This is a genomic window from Afifella pfennigii DSM 17143 (assembly GCF_000688515.1).
Lineage (GTDB): Bacteria > Pseudomonadota > Alphaproteobacteria > Rhizobiales > Afifellaceae > Afifella > Afifella pfennigii.
This window is the reverse complement of record NZ_JHZK01000003.1, coordinates 1-23,161: the sequence shown is the minus strand read 5'-3', so window position 1 is coordinate 23,161 and position 23,161 is coordinate 1. Positions and strand designations below refer to the sequence as shown.

General features: G+C 67.8%; 23 protein-coding genes and 1 other RNA gene. 9 read left to right on the top strand and 15 right to left on the bottom strand.

Annotation, left to right across the window (positions count from 1 at the left end; all coding sequences use genetic code 11):
- Genes mraY through Q331_RS23645 form a run of 7 tightly spaced genes read right to left on the bottom strand, consistent with a single transcriptional unit; the run spans position 1 to position 7,642 of the window.
- Positions 1-1,083, bottom strand: a complete 1,083-nt coding sequence (gene mraY / locus Q331_RS0103420; protein WP_026379518.1) for a phospho-N-acetylmuramoyl-pentapeptide-transferase — start codon at positions 1,081-1,083, stop codon at positions 1-3.
- A gap of 5 nt (positions 1,084-1,088) precedes the next feature.
- A complete protein-coding gene (locus tag Q331_RS0103415) occupies positions 1,089-2,513 on the bottom strand; it encodes a UDP-N-acetylmuramoylalanyl-D-glutamyl-2,6-diaminopimelate--D-alanyl-D-alanine ligase (RefSeq protein WP_026379517.1) in 1,425 nt (474 codons plus the stop codon).
- Positions 2,510-4,015: a UDP-N-acetylmuramoyl-L-alanyl-D-glutamate--2,6-diaminopimelate ligase gene (locus Q331_RS0103410; RefSeq protein ID WP_051630490.1), complete on the bottom strand. Its 1,506-nt coding sequence runs from the start codon at positions 4,013-4,015 to the stop codon at positions 2,510-2,512. Before Q331_RS0103410 ends, Q331_RS0103415 begins: the two co-directional genes overlap by 4 nt.
- Before the next feature lie 6 nt (positions 4,016-4,021).
- The gene (locus tag Q331_RS19800) at positions 4,022-5,770 is read right to left on the bottom strand and encodes a peptidoglycan D,D-transpeptidase FtsI family protein (protein WP_084174709.1); all 1,749 of its coding nucleotides are present in this window, start codon (positions 5,768-5,770) and stop codon (positions 4,022-4,024) included.
- An 8-nt stretch (positions 5,771-5,778) separates the two neighbouring features.
- On the bottom strand, positions 5,779-6,135 hold the full coding sequence (ftsL, locus tag Q331_RS0103400) for a cell division protein FtsL (protein ID WP_026379515.1): 357 nt from the start codon (positions 6,133-6,135) through the stop codon (positions 5,779-5,781).
- Positions 6,132-7,163 carry a 16S rRNA (cytosine(1402)-N(4))-methyltransferase RsmH gene (rsmH, locus tag Q331_RS23650; RefSeq protein ID WP_026379710.1) on the bottom strand — a complete coding sequence of 344 codons (1,032 nt, stop codon included), beginning with the start codon at positions 7,161-7,163 and terminating at the stop codon, positions 6,132-6,134. Before rsmH ends, ftsL begins: the two co-directional genes overlap by 4 nt.
- The gene (locus Q331_RS23645; protein WP_034490926.1) at positions 7,160-7,642 is read right to left on the bottom strand and encodes a division/cell wall cluster transcriptional repressor MraZ; all 483 of its coding nucleotides are present in this window, start codon (positions 7,640-7,642) and stop codon (positions 7,160-7,162) included. The genes rsmH and Q331_RS23645 overlap by 4 nt, the downstream gene beginning before the upstream one ends.
- A gap of 570 nt (positions 7,643-8,212) precedes the next feature.
- Between Q331_RS23645 and Q331_RS0103385 the strand changes: the two genes are divergently transcribed.
- The 3 genes from Q331_RS0103385 (at position 8,213) to Q331_RS24380 (ending at position 10,652) form a co-directional block, all read left to right on the top strand.
- A complete protein-coding gene (locus Q331_RS0103385) occupies positions 8,213-8,929 on the top strand; it encodes a TerB family tellurite resistance protein (RefSeq protein ID WP_026379514.1) in 717 nt (238 codons plus the stop codon).
- Positions 8,926-9,690: an N-acetylmuramoyl-L-alanine amidase gene (locus tag Q331_RS0103380; protein WP_026379513.1), complete on the top strand. Its 765-nt coding sequence runs from the start codon at positions 8,926-8,928 to the stop codon at positions 9,688-9,690. Before Q331_RS0103385 ends, Q331_RS0103380 begins: the two co-directional genes overlap by 4 nt.
- Before the next feature lie 131 nt (positions 9,691-9,821).
- Positions 9,822-10,652 (top strand): lytic transglycosylase domain-containing protein, encoded by an 831-nt coding sequence (locus tag Q331_RS24380; RefSeq protein ID WP_051630487.1) that lies wholly within the window; start codon positions 9,822-9,824, stop codon positions 10,650-10,652.
- A gap of 47 nt (positions 10,653-10,699) precedes the next feature.
- Here the strand turns inward: Q331_RS24380 and rnpB are convergent.
- Positions 10,700-11,132, bottom strand: an RNA gene (rnpB, locus tag Q331_RS22875) — RNase P RNA component class A.
- Between the two features lie 156 nt (positions 11,133-11,288).
- On the opposite strand from rnpB, the gene Q331_RS0103370 reads away from it, so the two are divergent.
- On the top strand, positions 11,289-11,573 hold the full coding sequence (locus Q331_RS0103370; protein WP_026379512.1) for a type II toxin-antitoxin system TacA family antitoxin: 285 nt from the start codon (positions 11,289-11,291) through the stop codon (positions 11,571-11,573).
- A complete protein-coding gene (locus Q331_RS0103365; protein ID WP_026379511.1) occupies positions 11,570-12,085 on the top strand; it encodes a GNAT family N-acetyltransferase in 516 nt (171 codons plus the stop codon). The genes Q331_RS0103370 and Q331_RS0103365 overlap by 4 nt, the downstream gene beginning before the upstream one ends.
- On the opposite strand, the gene Q331_RS0103360 is transcribed toward Q331_RS0103365, so the two are convergent.
- Genes Q331_RS0103360 through Q331_RS0103345 form a run of 4 tightly spaced genes read right to left on the bottom strand, consistent with a single transcriptional unit; the run spans position 12,080 to position 15,506 of the window.
- Positions 12,080-12,610: a winged helix DNA-binding protein gene (locus tag Q331_RS0103360; RefSeq protein WP_026379510.1), complete on the bottom strand. Its 531-nt coding sequence runs from the start codon at positions 12,608-12,610 to the stop codon at positions 12,080-12,082. The two genes, Q331_RS0103365 and Q331_RS0103360, sit on opposite strands and share 6 nt — an antisense overlap.
- Positions 12,611-12,612: 2 nt before the next feature.
- Positions 12,613-13,920, bottom strand: a complete 1,308-nt coding sequence (locus Q331_RS0103355) for a TRAP transporter large permease (RefSeq protein ID WP_026379509.1) — start codon at positions 13,918-13,920, stop codon at positions 12,613-12,615.
- Complete coding sequence (locus Q331_RS0103350) at positions 13,917-14,477, bottom strand: TRAP transporter small permease (RefSeq protein WP_026379508.1); 561 nt, start codon at positions 14,475-14,477, stop codon at positions 13,917-13,919. Before Q331_RS0103350 ends, Q331_RS0103355 begins: the two co-directional genes overlap by 4 nt.
- A gap of 57 nt (positions 14,478-14,534) precedes the next feature.
- Positions 14,535-15,506, bottom strand: coding sequence for a TRAP transporter substrate-binding protein (locus Q331_RS0103345; RefSeq protein WP_026379507.1), 972 nt, complete (start codon positions 15,504-15,506; stop codon positions 14,535-14,537).
- Between the two features lie 201 nt (positions 15,507-15,707).
- On the opposite strand from Q331_RS0103345, the gene Q331_RS0103340 reads away from it, so the two are divergent.
- From Q331_RS0103340 to Q331_RS0103325, 4 genes are all read left to right on the top strand, one after another.
- On the top strand, positions 15,708-19,391 hold the full coding sequence (locus tag Q331_RS0103340; protein ID WP_245615503.1) for a hydantoinase B/oxoprolinase family protein: 3,684 nt from the start codon (positions 15,708-15,710) through the stop codon (positions 19,389-19,391).
- Positions 19,392-19,439: 48 nt separating this feature from the next.
- A complete protein-coding gene (locus tag Q331_RS0103335) occupies positions 19,440-19,640 on the top strand; it encodes a DUF2905 domain-containing protein (protein WP_026379505.1) in 201 nt (66 codons plus the stop codon).
- Between the two features lie 81 nt (positions 19,641-19,721).
- A complete protein-coding gene (locus Q331_RS0103330; RefSeq protein ID WP_026379504.1) occupies positions 19,722-20,045 on the top strand; it encodes a c-type cytochrome in 324 nt (107 codons plus the stop codon).
- Positions 20,046-20,092: 47 nt separating this feature from the next.
- Entirely contained in the window at positions 20,093-20,689 is a 597-nt protein-coding gene (locus tag Q331_RS0103325) for a pyridoxamine 5'-phosphate oxidase family protein (RefSeq protein ID WP_026379503.1), read from the top strand.
- Between the two features lie 236 nt (positions 20,690-20,925).
- Here Q331_RS0103325 and Q331_RS0103320 read toward each other — a convergent pair whose 3' ends face one another.
- The 3 genes from Q331_RS0103320 to Q331_RS0103310 all read right to left on the bottom strand — a co-directional run bounded on the left by Q331_RS0103320 (position 20,926) and on the right by Q331_RS0103310 (position 22,607).
- Positions 20,926-21,486 carry a hypothetical protein gene (locus Q331_RS0103320; protein ID WP_026379502.1) on the bottom strand — a complete coding sequence of 187 codons (561 nt, stop codon included), beginning with the start codon at positions 21,484-21,486 and terminating at the stop codon, positions 20,926-20,928.
- 185 nt (positions 21,487-21,671) lie between these two features.
- Positions 21,672-21,875, bottom strand: coding sequence for a cold-shock protein (locus Q331_RS0103315; protein WP_026379501.1), 204 nt, complete (start codon positions 21,873-21,875; stop codon positions 21,672-21,674).
- A 225-nt stretch (positions 21,876-22,100) separates the two neighbouring features.
- A complete protein-coding gene (locus tag Q331_RS0103310) occupies positions 22,101-22,607 on the bottom strand; it encodes a TrmO family methyltransferase domain-containing protein (RefSeq protein ID WP_026379500.1) in 507 nt (168 codons plus the stop codon).
- Positions 22,608-23,161: the final 554 nt, after the last annotated feature.

Below are 23,161 nucleotides of genomic sequence, written 5' to 3'. Positions count from 1 at the left end.
TCACCGCAGCTTCAAGGTGGAAAGACCGACGAGGGCGAGCACGACGGCCACGATCCAGAAGCGGATGACCACCTGCGGTTCGGTCCATCCGAGCTGCTCGAAATGGTGGTGTATCGGCGCCATCTTGAAGACGCGCTTGCCCGTCAGCTTGAAGGAGGCGACCTGGATCATCACCGACAGCGCCTCCATGACGAAGATGCCGCCGATGATCGCCAGCACGATCTCGTGCTTGGTGGCGACGGCGACGGCGCCGATCATGCCGCCGAGGGCGAGGGAGCCGGTATCGCCCATGAAGATGGCCGCCGGCGGCGCGTTGAACCAAAGGAAGCCGAGCCCGGCGCCGATCAGGGCGCCGCATAGAACGGCCAGCTCGCCGGTTCCGGCGACATAGTGGATCTGCAGATAATCGGCGAAGCGCACATTGCCGGCGAGATAGGCGATAAGCCCGAAGGAGGCCGCCGCGATCATCACCGGAACGATGGCGAGCCCGTCGAGCCCGTCGGTGAGGTTGACCGCATTGCCCGCCCCCACGATGACGAAGGCGCCGAAGACGACGAAGAAGATGCCGAGCTGAATGACGGTGTCCTTCAGGAACGGCAAGGTCAGCCCCGAGGCGGTCTGCGGCTCGCCCACCCGCATCATCACATAGACCGCAGCTCCGGCGATGACCGCCTCCAGGGCGAGCCGCGCCTTGCCGGAAAAGCCCTTATCGGTCGCCGCGCGCACCTTCAGATAATCGTCGTAGAAGCCGATGAGGCCGAAGGCGAGCGTCACGGCCAGCACCGCCCAGACATAGATGGAGGAAAGGTCCGCCCAAAGCAGCGCGGAGACCAGGACGCCCATCAGGATCATCAACCCGCCCATCGTCGGCGTGCCCGCCTTCTTGAAATGGGTCTGCGGTCCGTCGGCGCGGATGGGCTGGCCCTTGCCCTGGCGAAAGCGCAGCACCTCGATCATCGCCGGACCGAACAGGAAGACGAAGAGCAGCGCCGTCATGGTGGCGGCGCCGGTTCGAAAGGTGATGTAGCGGAAGATATTGAGGACCGAGAAATCGTCCGCGAAGGTCTGCAGGTAGGCGAGCATGCGTCTCAGCTCTCGTCTGCGGCGCGAGCCGGCGGAAATCGGCTCTTGATCGCCTTCACAAGCCGGCCGAGCCCGGTGGCGTTGGAGGCCTTGACGACGATCACGTCGCCCGGCTGCAGCGCCTCCATGAGAATCGGTTCAAGTTCGCCGGTCTCCTTCGCATAGGCCCCTCGCACCTCTTCCGGCAAGTCCTCCCATAGTTGATGCATCAACGGCCCGACGAGAAAGACCGCATCGGCCTTGGCGTCGGCGAGGTCGGCGGCGAGCGCCCGATGAAGCTCGCCCGCCTGCTGGCCGAGCTCGCCCATATCGCCGAGCACGGCGATCCGGCGTCCGTTCTTGCCCGGCTTGGCGTCCTTCAGAAGCTGGATGGCGGCCTGCATGGAAGCCGGATTGGCATTGTAGCTCTCGTCGATGAGCGTGAGCGTGCCCTCGTCGCAGGCCAGAACGTGCCGGTCGCCGCGCCCGGGCGGGGCCTTGAACTCTTCCAGGGCGAGCGCCACGCTCTTCACATCGGCGCCGAACAGATACGCCGTGGCGAGCACGGAAAGCGCGTTGCGCGCCAGGTGTCTGCCGGGTGCGCCGAGGCGGAATTGCACGGTGTCGCCGAAGACGTCGACGGTGACGCGACTGCCTTCGCTTTCGCCCATCAGCCCGACGAGACTGACATCGGCGTCCGGATGCTCGCCGAAGGTGATGACACGCGCGCCCGCATCCTTGGCGCGTGCCACGAGCTGGTCGAAATAGGCGTTGTCGCGGTTGAGGATCGCGGCCCCGTCCCGCTCCAGCCCGTCGAAAATCTCCGCCTTGGCGTCGGCGATCGCCTCCATGCTTTCGAAGAATTCCGTATGCACGGCTTCCACGGTGGTGATCACCGCCCCATGTGGGCGCACCATCTTCGACAGGGGCGATATCTCTCCGGCATGGTTCATGCCGATCTCAAAGACGCCGAAGGCCGTCTCCGCCGGCAGGCGCGCCAGGGTCAGCGGCACGCCCCAATGGTTGTTGAAGGAGGCGACCGGGGCGTGCGTCGGCCCGACTGCCGAAAGCCCGAGCCGCAGCATGGACACCGTGCCGGTCTTGCCGACCGATCCGGTGACCGCGACGATCTTCGCCTCGCTGCGCTTGCGCGCCGCCACCGCCAGCCGCTCCAGCGCGGCGAGCGGATCGTCGGGAACGACGACGACCGGCTCGCCCTCGACGCTGTCGCGCCGCTCCTGCCCGACGACGGCGAGCGCCGCGCCCGCCTTGAGCGCGGCATCGACGAAATCGTGGCCGTCGAAACGATCCCCCTTGATGGCGAAGAAAGCCTCGCCCGGCCTGACGCTGCGGCTGTCGATGGAAATGTCGGCGAGTTCCGCCGGCGCCGCGCCCTCAAGCTGCCCCCCGACGGCGGCAAGGAATTCTCCTGCCTCCCACAATGCACTCATACTGCCTCGCTCGTTAGCTCGGCGAGCGCGGCGCGGACTTCCTCCTGATCGCAGAAGGGCCGCACTTCCTCGCCGATGGTTTGCCCCGTCTCGTGGCCCTTGCCGGCGATCAGCAGGACGTCGCCGGCCTGCAGGCCCGCGATGGCCTCTCGGATCGCCTCGCGCCGATCGCCGATTTCCATCGCCCTCGGCGCGGCCGAAAGGATGGCCCGGCGGATCGCCGCCGGATCTTCGCTGCGCGGGTTGTCGTCGGTGACGATCACCCGGTCGGCGGCGAGACTTGCCGCCTCCCCCATCAGCGGGCGCTTGCCGGCATCGCGATCGCCGCCGGCGCCGAAGACGACGATGAGCTCTCGGTCCGCATGCGACCGCAGCGCCTGCAGCGCCGCCGTCAGCGCCGCGGGCTTGTGCGAGTAGTCGACGAAGATCTTCGCTCCGTTCGGATGGCTCCCGGCGAGTTCCAGCCGTCCGGGCGCGCTGTGAAGCTCCGGCAGGGCTGAGAGCGCCGTCTCGATCTTGATCCCCGCGCCGATCGCCAGCGCCGCCGCCATCAGCGCGTTGGCGACCTGGAAATCGCCGATGAGCGGCAGCGGCACATAGCGGTGCTCGCCCTCCACCTCCAGGAGCAGCCTCGCCCCGTCCGGCATGCGCGTCATCGACAAAAGCTTCAGCGTCTCGCCGGCCGCGCCGACGGAGAAGTAGCGCAGGCCGCGCCGCTTGGCGATGGCGGCGACCGCCCGCGCCTGGCGTTGATCGGCATCGGCGACGGCGACGGCGCCCTCTTCCAGCAGCGTGTCGAAGAGCCGGAGCTTGGCCGCCAGATAGTTCTCCACGCTCTTATGGTAGTCGAGATGGTCGCGCGACAGGTTGGTGAAGCCGCCCGCGGCGATTTTCACGCCGTCGAGCCGCCGCTGGTCCAGACCGTGGCTGGAAGCCTCCAACGCCAGATGCGTGACGCCGGCATGGGCGAGATCGGCGAGCGTGCGATGCAGGCCAACCGGATCGGGCGTCGTCAGGCCGGGGGTGGATTGCCCGTCGGATGTGACCAGCCCGACGGTGCCGAGGCTCGCCGCCTTCTTGCCCGCATGGGCGAAGATCTGACGCGCGAAGACGGCGACGGAGGTCTTGCCGCTGGTGCCGGTGACGGCGACCACCTTTCTCGGCTGACGGCCGAAGAAGGCGGCCGCGGCGAGCGCCAGCGCCCGGCGCGGGTCGGCGGCGCGAATGACCGGGATGCCCGGATCTTCGGCAAGCGGCGCCGTCCCGGTCAAAATCGCCGCAGCGCCGTTCGCCACCGCCTCCGGCAAGAAGGCCGTGCCGTCCGCCTGGCTGCCCGGCAGCGCGGCGAAGAGCATGCCGCCGCTCACCTGACGGCTATCGGCCGTCAGCCCCGTCACCGCGAGGCGCCCGGCCTTTTCAGGCAGGCGGGCCTCTTCGGCGAAGAGGCTTTTCAACTGTCGCGGCGGATAGGACCTGCCGTCGTTCGTGACTTTCCCGCTCACCTGCGCTCACTCGATGGCTGCGACCGTCGTCGCCGGCCCTTCCTCAGGATCGGTGAGCAGCGGCGTGACGCCCAGCATCGGGGCGATGCGTCGGATGATGGCCGCGGTCGTGGGTGCGGCGTTCAGGCCGGCGGTGGCCGCCATTCCCTCTTTCTCCGGCTTCGGCTCGTCCACAACGACAAGCACGAGATAGCGTGGCTCGTCCATCGGAAAAGCGGCGAGGAAGGCGTTGCGCCGCTTTTCGGAGGAGTACTTTCCGTCGACGACCTTCTCCGCCGTGCCGGTCTTGCCGCCGACGCGATAGCCCGGCACGGCCGCCCGTCTGCCCGAACCCTTCAGCACGTTGAGGCGCATCAGCTTGCGCATCGCCTCGCTGGTTTCCTCCTTCACCACGCGCTGCGCCAATTGGGCGGCCTGCTTCTCGCTGCGCGGACGGAAGGTGGGAGGCACCAGATAGCCGCCATTCATCAGCGCCGCGCCCGCCACCGCCGTCTGCAGCGGCGAGACGGAGATGCCGTGCCCGAAGGAAATGGTCACCGAGGAGATCTTGCTCCATTCGCGCGGCTTCAGCGGCGCGCCGGTTTCCGGCAGCTCCGTCTTCATCTCGTCGAGAAGGCCGAGGCGACCGAGAAACTCCTGCTGCCCCTGTGAGCCCACTTCCAGTGCCATCTTCGCCGTGCCGATATTGGACGAATAGATGAAGATTTCCGGCACGGTGAGAACGCGGTTCTTGGCGTGGAAGTCGGTGATGGTGAAATTGGCGATACGCAGGGGCTTGCTGGCGTCGAAACTGTCGCCGAGGCCGACGAGGCCTGAATCGAGCGCCATCGCGGTGGTGAAGGCCTTGAAGGTGGAGCCCATCTCGAAGACCCCGACCGTGGCGCGATTGAAACGGTCCTTGTCGAGAACCTGGGCGCGGTCGTTGGGGTCGTAATCGGGAAGAGAGCTCATGCCGAGCACCTCGCCGGTCTTGATATCGAGGACGATGCCGATGGAGGCGATGGCGTCGTAGCGCTCCATGGCGCTGGCGAGCTCGCTGCGCACGGCGTGCTGCACGCGCAGATCGATGGAAAGCTCGATCGGCTCCAGGCCCCGCTCCACCGCAAAGCCCGCCTCGTGCAGGTCGGCGAGGCCGTTGTCGTCGATGTATTTCTCGATGCCCGCAATGCCCTGATTGTCGACATTGACGGCCCCGAGGATATGGGAGGCGGTCGGCCCGCCCGGATAGAAGCGGCGGTTCTCGGAAAGAAAGCCGATGCCCGGCAGGCCGAGATCGTGGATGCGGCGGCGCTGCGCCGGCGTGATCTCGCGCTTCAGCCAGAGGAAGCCGGCATTGGTGGCAAGATCGCGCCGCAATCTGGCGCGGTCGAATTCGGGGAAGACCAGCGAGAGCTGTTCGGCGGCCTCGTCGGGATCGACCACGCGCCGCGGCTCGGCGAAGAGCGAGAAGGTCTTGATGTCGGTGGCCAGGATCTCGCCGTTGCCGTCGATGATGTCCGGGCGAGCCGCCGCCACGTCGGAGGCCGCGCCGGCCACCGCCGTGCCTCCGGGGTCCGACGCGACGCCGAGATGCACCAGGCGAACCGCCAGCGCCGCGTAAAGCAGCGCGAAGACGGCGATCGCCATGATCACGCGCCAGCGCAGGCGCTCGCCGCCTCGCTCCTCAAGGCCGTCGGCGGAAGGCCGCCTGGCGACATGACGCCAGCGACTTTCCGGCCAGGCATCTGGCGCGACGGGATCGGTTGTAAGGGGCATAGAGGCGCTCATTGCAGCGCTCCCGTCGGTTCGCCGGTGAGCCCGGTCAGAAGCGCCCGGTCGCTGTCGCTCGGGGCAATGACGCGCATGGGGATGCGCGAGGGATCGGCAAGTTGCTTGGGCTCCACATGGTCAAGGCGCAGAGCCTCCTGGTGGCGCTCCACCAGCTCTTCCACCCGGTCCGGCTGGTTGAGCACGCTCCATTCGGCCCGCAACAGCGAGATCGCCTCCCTCTCCTGGTCGACCTTGCGCTGCAGATCGGCGACCTCCTGGGCGACGCCCTCGGCCTGATATTTGAGGTTGAAGACGGAAAAGGCGGCGATGAGCGCGGCGGCGATCGCGGCAAGGTTGAGCAGGCGCGTCATTGATAGGCCTCCGGGCCGGGAATGCCGGCGAGCGCCGGCACGCCGAGAAGGCGCATATCGAGCTCGCGGGCGGGCGCGGCGGTGCGCGCCCCCGCCCGCAGCCGGGCGGAGCGGGCGCGTGGGTTGGCGGCGATCTCCGCCTCGCCGGGCGCCGCGCCGCGGCTGAGGATGTGGAAGGTCGGGGCGGGGCCGGCGAGGAAGGGCTGATGGCGCGAGCCGCGCTGTTCTTCGCCGCGGTTGCGCAGAAAGCGCTTGACGATGCGATCCTCCAGGGAATGGAAGGCGACGACGACGAGCCGGCCGCCCTCTTTGAGAACCCGCTCGGCGGCAACCAGCGCGCCGGCCAGTTCCTCCAGTTCGCGGTTGATGAAGATACGCAGCGCCTGAAAGGTCCGCGTCGCCGGATGGATGGGCGCGCCCTGGGCTCTGCCGCCGCTGGCCGCCTCCACGATGCGGGCGAGCTGCACGGTGGTGGAAATCGGCGCCTCCTGACGCGCCTGTGCGATGGCCTGCGCGATCCGGCCGGCTTTACGCTCCTCGCCGAGCCCGCCGATGATGCGCGCAAGCTCCTTTGCCGGGGCGCGGTTGACGACATCGGCCGCCGTCACGCCCTCGCCGGCCATGCGCATGTCCAGCGGACCTTCCAGGCGGAAGGAAAACCCTCTGCCCGCCTCGTCGAGCTGCATGGAGGAGACGCCGATATCCAGCACGACGCCGTCCGCCGGAGCCATCCCGGCCGTCTTGGCGATCTCGTCGAGCTCGGAGAACCGGCCTTCCACCAGGATGAGCCGTTCGCCGAACTCCGCCTTGAGCGCCTCGCCTCCGGCAATGGCCGTCGGATCGCGATCGATGGCCAGCACCGTTCCGCCGGCTTGCAGGATGGCGCGGCTGTAGCCTCCGGCACCGAACGTGCCGTCGATATAGCGCCCGCCGGGCCTGACGGAGAGCTGGCGCATCACCTCCGCCAGCATCACCGGGCGGTGGCGCGCGCTCCCATCCGCGCCGCCTTTGGCGCCCTGCGCGCTCACGCGCCCGTCTCCCCGGCGGCGGGACCGCGCTTGCTCTTGCGGCCGAGAGAAAGCTTCAGCGAGCGCAGATGCTCGCGCGCCGCCTTCTGGCGCTCGCGGAAGCGCGCCTCTTCCCAAATCTGGAATTTCAGTCCCTGGCCGGCAAACAGAGCCGCGTCGGTGATGCCCGTCACCTCGCGAAACTCCTCCGGCAGCATGATGCGCCCGTCCTGATCGATCTTCAGGACGCGGCTGTCGGCATAGAACGCCGTGGAAAGCGTCTCGTAATCTTCCGAGAAGGTCTCGAAATCGGCGAGCTGCTCGCCGATCGCCTGCTGCAGGCGGGCGCCGCCTGCATCGATCGCCGGCAAATCGAGCGCGGGATAGCAATAAAGGCCCTCCTGCCCTTCGCGGGACAGCACGGCGCGGAACGCGGCGGGAACCGAGACCCGACCCTTGGCGTCGAGCCGGTTGATATAGGTCGCCACGAACCCGTCCATGCCCCTTTCGACCCCACGGCTGCGCGCTTTCGCGCACGTCCTGCCCCCCGATGCCCGGCTTTGATCCACCCGTTCGCCGCACGCCGTTCCGGCCCCTCGGAACGTCTGACCTCACGCTGCGGCCCGGGATGCTATGGGATACCATGGGACCAGATGGTTTGCAATGGAATCGTCCGGGCGGAAGCAGAGACAAGCCTGACCGGGAAGATTGCCGGCACAGGGTAAAGAGAGGGTAAGCGCGGCCTCGCTCTGCGGCGGGCGGAGCCTTGGTTCGGGCGGTCGCGCTCGCCCTGCTTGCGGGAACACAAGGCTTGCTGGAACCGTTACGGAAGGCATGCGGGGCAATGGGTCGGCCGTCGGCCGATCGGGTGCCGGCCTGGCGGCCAAAGGCAGCGCGGCTTCACTGGCCGCGCTGCCTTCACATTCGGCTGGCGCCTCGCCTCTTCGCCTGCGGCCGACGCGCTTTCGCTGCGTGCCTTGCGCGCCTTTCCCGCCCCCTTTAGGGACACGGGGGTATGCAACGACCCACGCGGGCCCACGCGGGCGAAGAGCGCCAACGAAGGACGGACGATGAGCATCTGGTCGCGCCTTGGCGACTTTCTGGAGCGCACCGGCGCCACCATGGCCGGCCTGCGCGACGCGCTTTTTCAGCTCGCCAGCTCCGAGCGGCGCCGCGACATCACTTTTACCATCGCCATGATCGCGCTCTCCGCCAAGATGGCCAAGGCCGATGGCATCGTCTCGTTCGAGGAGACGGAGGCGTTTCGGCGGATCTTCGCCATCCCGGAGGCCGAGGCGCGCAACGTGTCGCGCATCTACCGGCTGGCGGCCGGGGATATCGCCGGTTTCGAGGCCTATGCGAACGATGTCGTCCGGCTGCTCGGCGACGATCCGGCCATGCTGGAAGACATTCTCGATGCGCTCTTCGCCATCTCCAAGGCCGACGGCGCCATCCATGAGCGCGAGCTCGTCTATCTGGAGCGTGTCGCCGCCATCTTCGGCTTCGACGAGCGGGGCTTTGCGCGCATCCGCGCCCGCCATGTGCGCGGCAGCAAGGCCGATCCCTGGCTCATCCTCGGCGCCGACCCTTCCTGGGAGCCGGAGAGGCTGAAGGCGCATTACCGCCGCCTGGTGCGCGAGAACCATCCCGACCGGCTTGTCGCCCGTAACGTGCCGGAGGAATTCATCGCCATCGCCAACGATCGGCTGGCGGCGATCAACGACGCCTGGAATGCGATCGGCGGCGGGGCGAAAGCGGCGCCCGCCGGCGCGGGCCAGGGCCGTTGAGCCTGGAGCCTCCCGCCGATGGCGCACAATGGCTCGCCTCGGCCAATTTCGACGACCGCGGCGAGGCGGAGGTCGACATCCTCCTCCTGCATTATACGGGAATGGAAGACGAGGAGGCCGCGCTTGCCTGGCTCCGCGACGCCCGCTCCAAGGTCTCCTGCCATTATTTCGTCCGCGCCGACGGCCGCATCGTCAAGATGGTCGGCGAGGAGCATCGCGCCTGGCATGCCGGCAAGGCCGCATGGGCGGGAAACACCGATATCAACGCCCGCTCCATCGGCATCGAGATCGCCAATTGGGGCCATGCGGCGCAGGAGGCCGGCTTTGCCCTGCCGCCCTTCGGCGAGGCGCAGCTCGCCGCGCTGACGCGCCTTTGCCGCGATATTCTCACCCGCCACGCCATCCCGCCGCGCCGGGTGCTCGCCCATTCCGATGTCGCCCCCGGGCGCAAGCGCGATCCGGGCGAGCTCTTCCCCTGGGCGCGGCTCGCCGCCGCCGGCATCGGCCACCACGTCGAGCCTGCGCCGCTCGACCTTGCCGGGGAGCGTCTTGTTGAGCGCATGGAGGGCCCGGCCGTCGCGCGCCTGCAGGCCCTGTTGGCGCTCTATGGCTACGGCATCGCCGTCACCGGCGCCTATGACGCGGCGACCGCCACCGTGGTTGCCGCCTTCCAGCGGCATTTCCGGCCAGAGCGCGTCGACGGCATCGCCGATCCCTCCACCCGCGACACGCTGCAACGCCTGCTCGCCGCGCTGCCCTGAGCCTCAGAATGGCCGCTTGTGCGCCGCAATGGCGCCTACCGCGCTGCAACAAATGACCTTGGAACCCGCACATTCTCGCCACAGCCTGCCCTTAGGCGCCGCGCCGAACGAAACGGAGCGAAGGCAAGAAGATGAAAGCTCTGCTTGCGACGGCGGCGTTCGCCGCTGCGTTGGCCACCCCAGCCTGGGCGGGTGATACCCAGGCTTCCAAGGTTCTGATCATCGCCGCCGGGCAGCAAGCCGCTGCCCAGGCCAGGCCCTCTGGCGCAGACGATCCGGCCGCCGCCGAGACCGGCGAGCCGAAGTCCGATGAGCCGAAGTCCGACGAGCCAAAGTCCGGCGCCGCGAAGGCTGCCGCGGTCTTGCCGCCGGCGGCAAAGCCCGAAGCCGCCTCCGGCGGCTCCAAGGCGCTGATCATCGCCCGCTCGCGCGCCTCGCAGCCGGCCCACAAACGCATTGAAGGCAAGAGCCTTGCGGGCAAGAGCCTTGCGGGCAAGGAGCGCAAGAGCGCCGCGGCCAAGACGCCCGGCGAGGCCGAGCGCAAGACGGCGCGCCTCAAGGGCGGCAAGAAGGCTGGCTCCTCCATCCAGGCCCTGGTCTCCAAGGTCGCCGCCACCCATGGCGTTCCGGCCGCCCTCGCCCATGCCGTCGTCACCGTGGAGAGCCGCTACAATCCCCGCGCCCGCGGCGCCGCCGGCGAGGTCGGCCTCATGCAGATCAAGCCGGCGACGGCGCGCGGCATCGGCTATCGCGGCTCCATCGCCGCGCTCTACGATCCTGAGACCAATCTGGAATGGGGCATGCGCTATCTCGCCCGCGCCTATCAGCTTGGCGGCGGCACGGTCTGCGGCACGGCCTTGCGCTACAATGCCGGCCATTACGCCAAGCGCATGACGCGCCACACCAACGCCTATTGCGGCCGCCTGAAGGCGGCCATGGCCTCCGGCGGCAGGGAGGTCTGAGGCGCCGGGCCGCCCCGTCTCGGAGCGGCCCGACATGCATCGAAGAAAAAGCCAGCCGGCCTGTAAGCCGGGTTCTGTACGGCCGCGGTCACCCGCGACGTGACGGCCATTCATCTTGAACGCCGGTTGCCCGGCGCTTCTCGCGACCCACCCGGGCGGCTGGCCTGGAAACCGGCCTGGGGCTTGATGGCGCATCGAACGCCGCCCCTCGCCGCCCCTTTTCGGTCTTGCTCCCGGTGGGGCTTGCCATGCCGTCCGCATTGCTGCGTCCGCGGTGGGCTCTTACCCCACCCTTTCACCCTTGCCTGGGCCGAAGCCCCGGCGGTTTTCTCTCTGTGGCGCTTTCCCTAAGGTTCGCCCGTCCCGTCTCCGGGAAGGCTCCCTCGCCGGGCGTTACCCGGCACCGTGTTTCCTTGGAGCCCGGACTTTCCTCTCCGCCGCCCTTTCGAGCCCTGGCGGAGCGGCCGTCCGGCCGGCTGGCGCCTGACAGGTGGCATCGCGCCGCCACGCCGTCAATGGCGCATCGGCCCTATCAACGCATCGATCGTCTGTTCACGGCCGAGGGGAATTTGCCGCAGAGCCGGCAACTTGGCGCGTACGGCGTCATGCCGTACATTGTCGCCAAGGGAGGATTCCATGCCGCGTCAGAACGTGAAATCCGCGCGTATCGAGGCGCGCATTGCGCCCGATGCCCTCGATGCCATCCGCCGCGCCTCCGAAATCGAAGGCCGCTCCTTGAGCGATTTCGTCGTCGCCGCGGCCGAGGCGGCGGCCCGCCGCACATTGGAGGAGGAGCGCCTCATCCGCCTGGCGGCGGAGGACCAGCGGCTCTTTGTGGAGACGCTTCTGACGCCGCCGGAGCCGCACGAAGCGCTCCGCCGCGCCGCGCGCCATCGCGAGCGCCTTCTCGGCAAGTCATGAGCGCCCCGGCCTTTGATGTCGCGCCGCTGGCCGCGCAGGCTTTTCCCGGCTTTGCCTGCGGCAACGGCGCGCTCGACCGGTATCTGTCGCAGCAGGCCGCGACAGATGTCCGGCGCGGCCATGCCGCCTGTTTCCTGGCCGTGGAGGCGAAAAGCGGCAAGCCTGCCGGCTATTACACGCTCTCAGCCGTGGATATCCTGCTGCCCGACCTGCCGGAAAAGCTGGCCCGCGGCCTGCGGGGCCGCCCGCTCCTGCCCGTCGCCCGCCTCGGTCGGCTCGCCGTCGATCGCAGCTTCCAGGGTCGCGGGCTCGGCGCCGCGCTCCTCGTCGACGCCGCCCGGCGTTGCCTGCAATCGCAGGTCCCGGTCTTCGCGCTCCTTTCCGAAGCCCGCAGCCTGGAGGCGAAAACCTTCTGCCGGCGCCACGGCTTTCTTCCGCTCGGCTCGGCCAATGGCCGCCTCTTTGCCCCGCTTGCAAGCTTCGCCGCTTTGCTCAACGCGCCGGATCTATAGCGCCACCGCCGCCCTCGCCGCCTGGTCGTAATGGCCCGAAAGGGCGCGCATCAGCGCCGCCATGCGGCTCATCTCCTTCTCGTCGAGGCCGAGCGCCCTGATCGCCTCCACCAGCAGCTTCTCGCGGATCTCCCGGTAGCGCAGGCACGCCGCCTCCCCCTCCTCCGTCACCCCGACGGCCTTTTCCTTGCCGATGCGGCTCGCCGTCACCAGGCCGAGCCGCTCCAGCTTCTTCAGCGTGTAGCTGACCGTATGGGTGTCCTCGATATTGAGGACGAGGCAGATATCGGAGACCGTCTTCACCCGGCCACGATGGTTGACCGTATGCAAGACGAAGACGTCGAGCGCCGACAGGCCCGGCACGCCGGCCGCCGCCATGCAGCGCACCATCCAGCGCCCGAAGGCGTGATGCGTCATCTCCAGGGCGAACTCCACTTCCGAAAGGGCGGGCATGCCGCTTGCGGCGAGATGCGAAGCGGAGACGATCGGCCCGATCTCGGGCGCGGGCTTCTTTCTCGTCGCCATCGCTAGCGCGCCATCATCGTCTGCGGCAGCCACAGCGCCAGCTCGGGGAAGAGCGCGATCAGCGCGACGCCGATCACCATGATGAGGAAGAAGGGCAAGGCCATCATTGCGATCCTGAAGATGTTGTGCCCCGTCATGCCCTGAAGGACGAAGAGGTTGAAACCGACCGGCGGGGTGATCTGGCTCATTTCCACGACAAGTACCAGATAGATGCCGAACCAGATGAGGTCGAAGCCGGCCTGCTCCACCATCGGCAGGATGACGGAGGTCGTCAGCACCACCACCGAGATGCCGTCCAGAAAGCAGCCGAGGACGATGAAGAGCAGCGTCAGCGCGGCAAGCAGCGAAAACGGCGACAGCTCCATCGCCCCAATGGCGGCGGCGAGCTGGCGCGGAATGCCGGTGAAGCCCATCGCCACCGTCAACACCGCCGCCCCGACCAGGATGAAGGCGATCATGCAGGAGGTGCGCGTGGCGCCCATCAGCGCCTCGGCGAAGCTCTGCCGCGTCAGCGTCCCGGTCGCCAAGGAGAGAAGCAGCGACAGGACGACGCCCATCGCCGCCGCCTCCGTCGGCGAGGCAAGGCCGGCATAGATGGAGCCGATGACGCCGACGATGAGAAGGACGACCGGCAGGAGCCGCCGCGCGGCGCGGTATTTCTCCGCCAGCGAGGTGGAGGGCCCGGCCTCCGGCATGCGGCCGCGCTTGATGAGCGACCAGAATATGACATAGCCCATGAAAAGCGCCGCCAGCATCGCTCCCGGCACCACGCCGGCGATGAACAGCCGCGCGATCGATTGCTCCGTCGCCGCCCCGTAGACGATGAGGATGATGGAGGGCGGGATGAGGAGCCCCAGCGTGCCGGAGCCGGCGAGCGTGCCGATGGCCATGCGCTCGTCGTAGCCGCGCGCCCTCAGTTCCGGCAGCGACATCCGCCCCACCGTCGCCGTCGTCGCGGCGGAGGAGCCGGAGACGGCGGCGAAGATCCCGCAGCCGAGGATGTTGACGTGCAGGAGCCGTCCGGGAATGCGCCGCATGAAAGGGGCAAGGCCGGCGAACATGTCCTCCGACAGGCGCGTGCGGAACAAAATCTCGCCCATCCAGATGAACATCGGCAGCGCCGTCAGATCCCAGGAATTGGAGGCGCCCCAGGCCGCCGTCGCCGCCACCGCTCCGGCCGGCACGTTGGTCATCACGAAGATGGCGACAAGCGCCACGCCGAGCAGCGCCACCGCCACCCAGATGCCGAGGCCGAGCGCGAAGAGCAGGCCGAGCGCCAAAAGGGCCGAGGCCGCGCCGAGCTCGCTCATTCGCCGCCCCCCTCCTCAAGCTCCTCGCCCTCATGGCCCGCGAAGAACGGCTCATGACCGGACAATACCCGGACAAGGTCGTCGAGAAGCGCGATCGTCAAGATGACGAGGCCGGCCGCCATCGCCGTCTGTGGAATCCAGAGCTGGATCGGCACGATGCCGAAGGAGACCTCGCCGAAGCGCTTCGATTCCAGCGTCAGCGCGACGGCGTACCAGGCAAGAAGGCCGGTCAGCGCCGCCGCGCTCGCCAGGGCCACGATATTGAGCATGCGCTCAGCGCGCGGCGGAACGCTGTGCACCAGCAGGCTGACGCGGATATGCGTGCCGTGCCGGAAGGTGGAGGCGAGCGCCAGGAAGGAGGCGGCCACGAGCAGGAAGCCGGCGATTTCCGCCAGCGAGGGCACGAGAAAGCCGTAGATCGGGAACCCGAGCAGCTTCAGGACGAGATCGGCGAGCCGACCCAGCACCTGCAAGAAGACGAGCGCGGCGATGGCCACGATCGCGGCTGCGGCCGCGACGCCGGAAGCCGCATAGAGCGTATCGAGCGCCCTGCGCACCTTTGTCTCCGATCGAGGGTGAGGCGCAGGCCGGCGACCGCCGGCCTGCCGGAAGAACTACATGCTTCTGAAACTTTCCAGCACCGCCGTGCCGCTCTCGCCCGCTTCCTGCGACCATTCATCGGCCATGGTGGCGCCGATCTCCTTCAGTCCGCTCATCAGCTCCTCGGAAGGATCGGTGACGGTCATGCCGTTTTCGGCGAGCGTCTGCGTCTGCGCCTCTGTCTCCTCGCGCGAGGCCTCCCAGCCGCGCGTCTCCGCCTGCGCGGCGGCCTCCATGATCGCCTCCTGCTGCTCCGCCGGCAGGCCCTCGAAGGCGGCCTTGTTGACGATCACCATGTTCTTCGGCAGCCAGGCCTGCGTATCGGTATAGACGTTGACGTAATCCCAGGCCTTGGAATTGGCGCCGGTGGAGGGCGAGGTGATCATCGCCTCCACCCGGCCGGTGGAAAAGGCCGTCGGCAGGTCCGGCACCTCCACCTGCGTCGGCACGGCGCCGGCGAGCTGCGCCAGCCGCTCCGTCGCCGCGTTGTAGGCGCGCATCTTGAGGCCCTTCAGATCGTCGACGGTGTTGATCTCCTTGGTCGTGTAGAGTCCCTGCGGCGGCCAGGGCACGGCGAAGAGGAGCTTCAGCCCCTGCTCGTCCAGGACCTTCTCCAGCTCCGCCTTGGAAGCGTCGTAGAGCTTCTTGGCGTCGTCGTAGCTGGTCGCGACGAAGGGCACGGAATCGATGCCGAAAATGGCGTTCTCGTTGGAAAGGCGCGAGACCAGCACCTCGCCGATCGGCACCAGGCCCTTGCGCACCGAATCCTTGATTTCCGGATGCTTGAACAGCGAGCCGGCGGAATGGATAGTGATGACGAGACCGCCATCCGTCGCCTCTTTCACATCCTCGGCGAATTCGGCGATATTCTGGGTATGGAAATTCGTGTCGCCATAGGGCGTGGGCATGTCCCAGCCGGTCTGGGCCGTGGCCGTGCCGGCAAGGAAGGTGGCAGCGATGGCGGCACCGACGAACTCTCTCAGCATTGACGCTCTCCCTTTCGTTATGCGGCCCTTCGGCGAAGGCCGTTCCCGCCTGCGCCCCTTCCACGAGGCTCGCGCCGCGCGAAAACGGGCTGCGGCTGCGGCAATCGTCATCTTTTGGCGAGGATTTATCAACGTTATGTTGACGTTTTATCGACCTCGTGCTTTCCAATCCGCTTCTTCTCGGCCGCAGGAGGGGCGATCGTGACACAAATCGGCGCATCCGGGAAATGGGACTTCTGGATCGATCGCGGCGGCACCTTTACCGATGTCGTGGCAAGCGGCCCTGACGGGGATATCCGCGCCGCCAAGCTCCTGTCGGACAATCCCGGCGCCTATGAGGATGCCGCCATCGAGGCGATCCGCCGCTTTCTCCAGGTGCGGGAAGGCGAAGCCATCCCGCCTGAGAAGATCGGCACGGTGAAGATGGGCACCACCGTCGCCACCAACGCCCTCCTGGAGCGCAAGGGCGAGCGCACCGCCCTCCTGATTACAAGGGGTTTCCGCGATGCGCTGCGGATCGGCTACCAGGCGCGGCCCGACATTTTCGCCAAGAAGATCGTCCTGCCGGACCTTCTCTACGAGCGCGTGGAGGAGGTGGAGGAGCGCGTGCGCGCCGATGGCACGGTGGAGGCCGCGCCCGATGCCGACAAGCTCCGCGCCACGCTGACGGCCTTGCGCGAAGACGGCTTTGCCGCGCTCGCCATCGTCTTCATGCATGCCTGGAAATACCCCGCGCACGAGGCCGAGGTGGCGGGGCTGGCGCGCCGCATGGGCTTTGCCCAGGTCTCCGTCAGCCACGAGGTCTCCCCGCTGGTCAAGCTCGTCGGGCGCGGCGACACCACCGTGGTCGACGCCTATCTCTCGCCGATCCTGTCGCGCTACGTGAAGCGCGTCGCCGGCGAGCTCGGCGCCACCCATGCCACCGACGGGCCCGACGATCATCCCGGCGCCGATCCCGGCAAGGGCCCGCGCCTCATGTTCATGATGTCCTCCGGCGGGCTGACGGCGGCCGAGCTCTTCGCCGGCAAGGACGCCATCCTGTCGGGCCCCGCCGGCGGCGTCGTGGGCGCCACGGAGACGGCGCGCATGGCCGGTCTCGACAGGATTATCGGCTTCGACATGGGCGGCACCTCCACCGATGTCTCGCATTATGCCGGCGAGTTGGAGCGGGCCTTCGAGACGGAGGTGGCCGGCGTCAGGATGCGCGCCCCGATGATGCGCATCCACACCGTCGCCGCCGGCGGCGGTTCCATCCTGCATTACGCATCCGGCCGCTTCCAGGTCGGCCCGGATTCCGCCGGCGCCCATCCCGGCCCCACCGCCTACCGCCATGGCGGCCCGCTTACCGTCACCGACGCCAACATCATGGTCGGCAAGATCCGCGCCGAGCATTTCCCGGCGATCTTCGGGCCCGGCCAGGACCAGCCTCTCGACGTCGATGCCGTGCGCCGCGGCTTTGAGGAGCTGACCGAACGCATCGCCGCCGACGAGGAGGGGCGCCGCCGCTCGCCGGAGGAGATCGCCGACGGCTTCCTCAAGGTCGCCGTGGAGAACATGGCCAACGCCATCAAGAAGATTTCCGTGCAGCGCGGCCACGACGTCACCCATTACGCGCTTTCCTGCTTCGGCGGCGCCGGCGGCCAGCATGCCTGCCTCATCGCCGACCGGCTCGGTATGGAGAAGGTGCATATCCACCCCCTCTCCGGCATCCTCTCCGCCTACGGCATGGGCCTTGCCGATGTGCGCGCCAACAAAAGCCGTGCCGTCGTCGTGCGCCTGGAGGAGGAAGCGGAATCAAAGCTTCAGGAAGTTGAATCGGCACTTGAGGAAGAAGCGCGCAAGGAGCTTCAGGATCAGGGCATAAGCGATTCCGCCACCGAGGTTTTCGCCCGCATTCATGTGCGCTACGAAGGCACCGACACGCCGCTGCCCGTTCCCTTCGGCTCCGCCGAGGCGGTCCGCCGCGCCTTCGAGGCGGCGCACCGCGCCCAGTTCGGCTTCATCTACGACGACAAGCCGCTGATCGCCGAGCAGGTGGAGGTGGAGGCCGTCGGCGGCGGCGCCGACATCGCGGAGGCCGACGAGCCGGCCGAGCCCCATGACGTGAAGGCGGAGGAGACGGCCCGTTTCTTCTCCGGCGGCGCCTGGCACGAGGCCGCCATCGTGAAGCGCGCCGCCCTTGCCCCCGGCGCGCGCCTCAAAGGCCCCGCCCTCATTATCGAGGATCACCAGACCATCGTCCTGGAGCCCGGCTGGTCGGCCACGATCACCGCCAAGAACCACATCCTCCTTTCCCGCACGGAGGCGCTGAAGCGCGATCACGCCATCGGCACCAAGGCCGATCCGGTGCTCCTGGAAATCTTCAACAACCTCTTCATGTCCGTCGCCGAGCAGATGGGCGTCAGGCTGCAGAACACCGCCTATTCGGTGAACATCAAGGAGCGGCTCGATTTCTCCTGCGCCGTCTTTGAGCCGGAGGGCGCGCTGGTTGCCAACGCCCCGCATATGCCGGTGCATCTGGGCTCCATGGACCGCTCCGTGGAGACGGTGCGCGAGAACAACCCGGACATCGCGCCGGGCAACGTCTACGCCCTCAACGCCCCCTATAACGGCGGCACGCATCTGCCCGACATCACCGTCGTCACCCCGGTCTTCGACGAGGCCGGCAAGGATATCCTCTTCTGGGTCGCCTCGCGCGGCCATCACGCCGATGTCGGCGGCACGGCGCCGGGCTCCATGACCCCGCGCGCCACCACCGTCGACGAGGAGGGCGTGCTCATCGACAATTTCAAGCTCGTCGACCGCGGCCGCTTCCGCGAGGAGGCGTTGCGAAACCTCCTCACCGACCATCCCTTCCCCTGCCGCAACCCGGAGCAGAACATCGCCGATTTGAAGGCGCAGATCGCCGCCAACAAGAAGGGCGTTGCGGAGATGCGCAAGATGGTGGCGCAGTTCACCCTGCCGGTGGTGCAGGCCTATATGCGCCATGTGCGCGACAATGCGGCGGAAAGCGTGCGCCGCGTGGTGGAGCGGCTGAAGGATTCCTCCTTCCAGATCGTCACCGACCAGGGCGCCACCATCAAGGTCGCCATCACCGTCGACCGCAAGAACCGCTCCGCCAGGGTCGATTTCACCGGCACTTCGGAGGCGATGGAGAACAACTTCAACGCCCCGGCCCCCGTCACCCGCGCCGCCGTGCTTTATGCCTTCCGCGTCATGGTGGAGGCGGACATTCCCATGAATGCCGGCTGCCTGGAGCCGATTGAGATCGTCATTCCCGAAGGCTGCATGCTCGCCCCCGACTATCCGCGCGCCGTCGTCGCCGGCAATGTGGAGACGAGCCAGCACGTCACCAACGTCCTCTTCGGCGCGCTCGGCACCCTCGCCGCCTCCGAGGGCACGATGAACAACCTCACCTTCGGCAACGACACCTACCAGTATTACGAGACCATCTGCTCCGGCTCGCCCGCCGGCATCTTCAACGACGGCACCGGCTTTGACGGCACCGACGCCGTGCATGTGCACATGACCAATTCCCGTCTCACCGATCCGGAGGTCCTGGAGATGCGCTATCCGGTGCTTCTGGAGGATTTCCACATCCGCCACGGCTCCGGCGGGCGCGGCAGATGGCATGCCGGCTCCGGCACGCGCCGCACCATCCGCTTTTTGGAGGCGATGGATTGCGCCATCCTGTCCTCGCACCGCAACGTGCGCCCGCACGGGCTTGAAGGCGGCGAGGATGGTGCCTGCGGCAGGACCGAGGTGCGCCGCCTTGACGGCTCCCTCGACATCCTCAAAGGCGCCGACCAGACGTTTCTGGAGGCCGGCGAGGCGGTGATCGTCACGACGCCGACCGGCGGCGGCTTCGGGAGGGCGGAGAGCTAGACCCGCCCCACCCTTGCGCGCGCCTTGCCTCATCCTCATTCTGCTGCCATGGCGCGCACGCTCATCGTCATTGGGCTTGTCTTCCTGGCGGCCGGGCTCCTCTGGCCGCTTCTTGCGCGTCTCGGCCTTTTCCGCCTGCCGGGCGATATCTGGGTGGAGCGCGAGAACTTCACCTTCGTCTTTCCGATCACCACCATGGTCGTCGTCAGCATCGTCCTGTCGCTGATCCTCTGGTTACTCAACCGCTAGATGTGATCTTTCGCTCGCTTGCCGGCCTCCCCCTACCCGCCGCGATCCGCTAAGCTCACCGGCAAAACCGCTGGAGATTTCATGTCGCGCACCCTATTCGCCGCCGCCTGTCTCGCCCTTCTGACCGTCCCCGCCCTGGCCGCGGCCTTTCCCGACGAGGGCGAGCGCATCGCCCGCCAATGGTGCGCCGAATGCCATGTCGTCGCCGAGGATCAGACGAGCGCCAGCGCCGCCGCCGCGAGCTTTGCCGCGATGGCGGAGAAATACGCCGACGACGGCATGGGCGCGCTCGCCGCCTTCCTCGCCGACCCGCATCCCTTGATGCCGGATATGAGCCTGACGCGGCAGGAGATCCGCGATCTCACCGCCTATATCGCGAGCCTTGCGGAAAAGGGCGGCAGCTGATGGAAAATCCGCCGGCCCAAGGAAGCTGAGAGGTAACGAGCACGCCGATGACGCCGAAGAGACTGCGCGAGCTTTATGGCGAACCCTCACCGCGCGCAGCCGCGAAGGTCACGTCGAAATTCGACAAGCATTGCCGGCGGTTCATCGAGAACGCGACCTTCCTGGTGCTCGCCACATCGGACGGCGAGAACCTCGACGTTTCGCCCAAGGGTGATCCGGCAGGCTTCGTCGCCGTTGAGTCGGAAAGCACGTTGCTGGTGCCCGACCGGCCCGGCAACAACCGCGTCGACGGATTGATGAACATCCTGCGTCACCCGAAGGTGGCGCTGGTCTTCATCATCCCCACCGTCGGCGAGACGCTGCGTGTCAACGGAACTGCCGAGATCTCCGATGACCCGGCCCTGTGCGCCCGGTTCCAGGTGCGCGGACGAAGCCCGAAGACCGTCCTGCGCATCACCGCGGAGGAGGTTTTCCTGCATTGCGGCAAGGCCCCCATGCGCGCCGGCCTGTGGAGGCCGGAAACCTGGCCGCGGGCTCGCCCGGTCGCCTCGCTCAACGAGATCGTCCGAGACCACAGCGGCGTTCCCGTCGATTCCCTGGAGCAGGCCGCGGTCGAAGAGAAGGATCGCAAGGCGCTCTATTGAAACGACGGGCTGCGGCGGCCGGCCTGAAGGCGCTCGCCGCCTCTCTTGCCGGAAAATGCCGGAAACGGACCCCACGCCCTCACGTTTCGCGAGCGCAGCGGCATGGATGCGAAGGCGGGGCCTTGGCATGACGACAAGCGCGCACACTGCTCAACGTCAATTGTCGTCATGGCCGAGCCCGACCCACGGCTGTCCATGCCTGCGCGCCCGCGGCGGCTTGTTTTTCGTGCGTGGCCTCAGAAGGCGCTTTGCGGGCAGTAGGTCGCCTGGAAATGCGCATAGGCGTCGCGCAGCTCCGCCTCGCTCGCCGGGATATAGCCGAAGCGGTTGCCCTCCACCTCCTGGCAGGGAGGCTTTCTGGGCGGCTCGCACCGCTCCACCTTGGCGCCGAGATAATCGACCGGCGTCGTCGCCTCTGGCGCGCGCGCGTCGCGCTCCAGGACAACCATGCCCCTTGCCCGCGAGAAGTCGTAGCGCATCATCACCGCCGCATTGTCGCCGGTGATCTTGACGTCGTAGCGACAGGCATCGACCTTTCTCAATTCGTGCTTGAGCTTCAGCCGATAGGCCTCGCCGCCCGCGAAGGAGCGCTCGTATTCCAGGCTCCAGACGCCTTCGCCGGCAAGCGGCGTCACCGTCCTGACACCGCCATCGGCATCGACCACCCGCTTTTCCTCCCCGCCCGGGCGCACGCCCGAGACCATGAAGGCGACGGTCTCCTCCGCCGATTGGGCCTCCGCCACGCCGGTGACGGCCATCAAGGCGATGACGGCAAGGCCTGCTGCCTGATAGCGCAACGATGCCTCCTCAGCTTGCGAGACCGCTGGCGGCCGGCCAAGGCCACCTCCGCGCCTCGTATCGCCAAGCCATAGCACGTCGCCGCATACGAAAAAGCCGGCCCGTTGTCGCTTCCGCGCCCCGGGCCGGCCTTGAGAAAGGGCAAGGCCGCCGTCTTGGCCGGCAGCCTTCCGCGGCGCTCCTCTTAGTTGAGAGCCGTCAGATCCGTCGCGGTCTGCTGCTCGCCGCGCATCTCGATGTCGAAGAAGACGATCTGGTCGGGCCGCAAGGTGGCAAGCCCGGCCTGCTCCAGGGCGGAGCGATGGACGAAGACGTCCGCGCCCTCGTCGGGGCGGATGAAGCCATAGCCTCGGCGTGGATCGAACCAGACAACGTTTCCGGTATGCATTTTCGTTTCCTTGTCGAATCGCTTCCGCGCCACGCGTTCCTCGCGTCGGCGGCGGCTGGCGATGGTTGATTGCTTGGGGTGTCGCGCCGCCCGGCTCAAGCCAGACTATTGGGCGCGGGCGACCGTTCGGTCACCGTTTGATGACACGCATATGGCGCTGAAAGCGGGCGCTTTCAAGACGGCGCCGGAAAAGCCGGCAGGCGCGTCCCGTCGCGGCGGCCTCGCTCAGGCCTCCTCGGCCAGCCGATCGACCGTCTCGATATAGGGCTTCAGGTCGATGATCGGCGTGCCATCGAAACAATCGAGCGCGTCGACGGCGATGCGGCCCGCGCCATGGTCGATATCCTTCACCCGCACCAGGGATAGCCCGATCGGGTTCGGGCGCACCGGCGAGCGCAGGGAAAACAGCCCCGCCGGCGTCTCGCGATGCTTCGGCGCCTGGATGATAAGGTCGCGCCGCGCCGAGCTCATCCACATCAACACGAAGATGGCTTTGCCAGGCGCGATATCCTTCAGCCCCGGCCGAAACGGCGCGTCGATCTGAAGCTGAAAGGCAAGCTCGGGCGCCTCGGCGAGCCGCTCGCGCACCTGGCGCATATTGCGCGGGCAATCGCGCTCCGGCCGCCAGGGCGTAAAGGCACGGCCGATGAAGACCAGACGCGCATCGTCGGCGGTCTCGGCGGGATCGAAGGAGAGCGCCACCTCGCCCTCGCGGATCGGATTCTCAAGCATGCCGACAGTAAGGCGCGGGCCGGCGCTGCAATCAAGCGCCCGATTGCCGCGAGCGGAACGGAATGGATGCCAAGGTCAAGCCTTGGCATGACGACAGTCTCAGAGCCCGGCGCTTGTTCATCGGGCCACCTTTGCCCCTTACGCTGTCGTTATGGCCGGGCTTGACCCGGCCATCCATGCCAGGGCGCCCGAGCCGCGGTATCGAGCCGCGTATGGCAGGCACCCCGCCACACGCGCCAGAACCCTCTCCCCGCCGAGGGAGAGGGTGGCTGCCGGAGGCAGCCGGGTGAGGGGGAAACCTCAGCACGCTCAGAGCCAAATCGCGCGCACAGCGCCGCTAAAAACGCCCCTCTTCTCCCGTCTGGGCGGAGGGGCCAGACGTAGCCGGACCGTGAGCGGGCGGAGGCGCGCCACACTCCGCCGCCCCCACGCTTGGCGCGCGGAGCGGAATGGATGCCAGGGTCAAGCCCACGGCTGTCCGGTTTAATTTCACGCCCATTGCAGGAGCATTTGGTTGGGGTCCTTGGACGGCTCTGGGGGTGGCTCGATCAGGC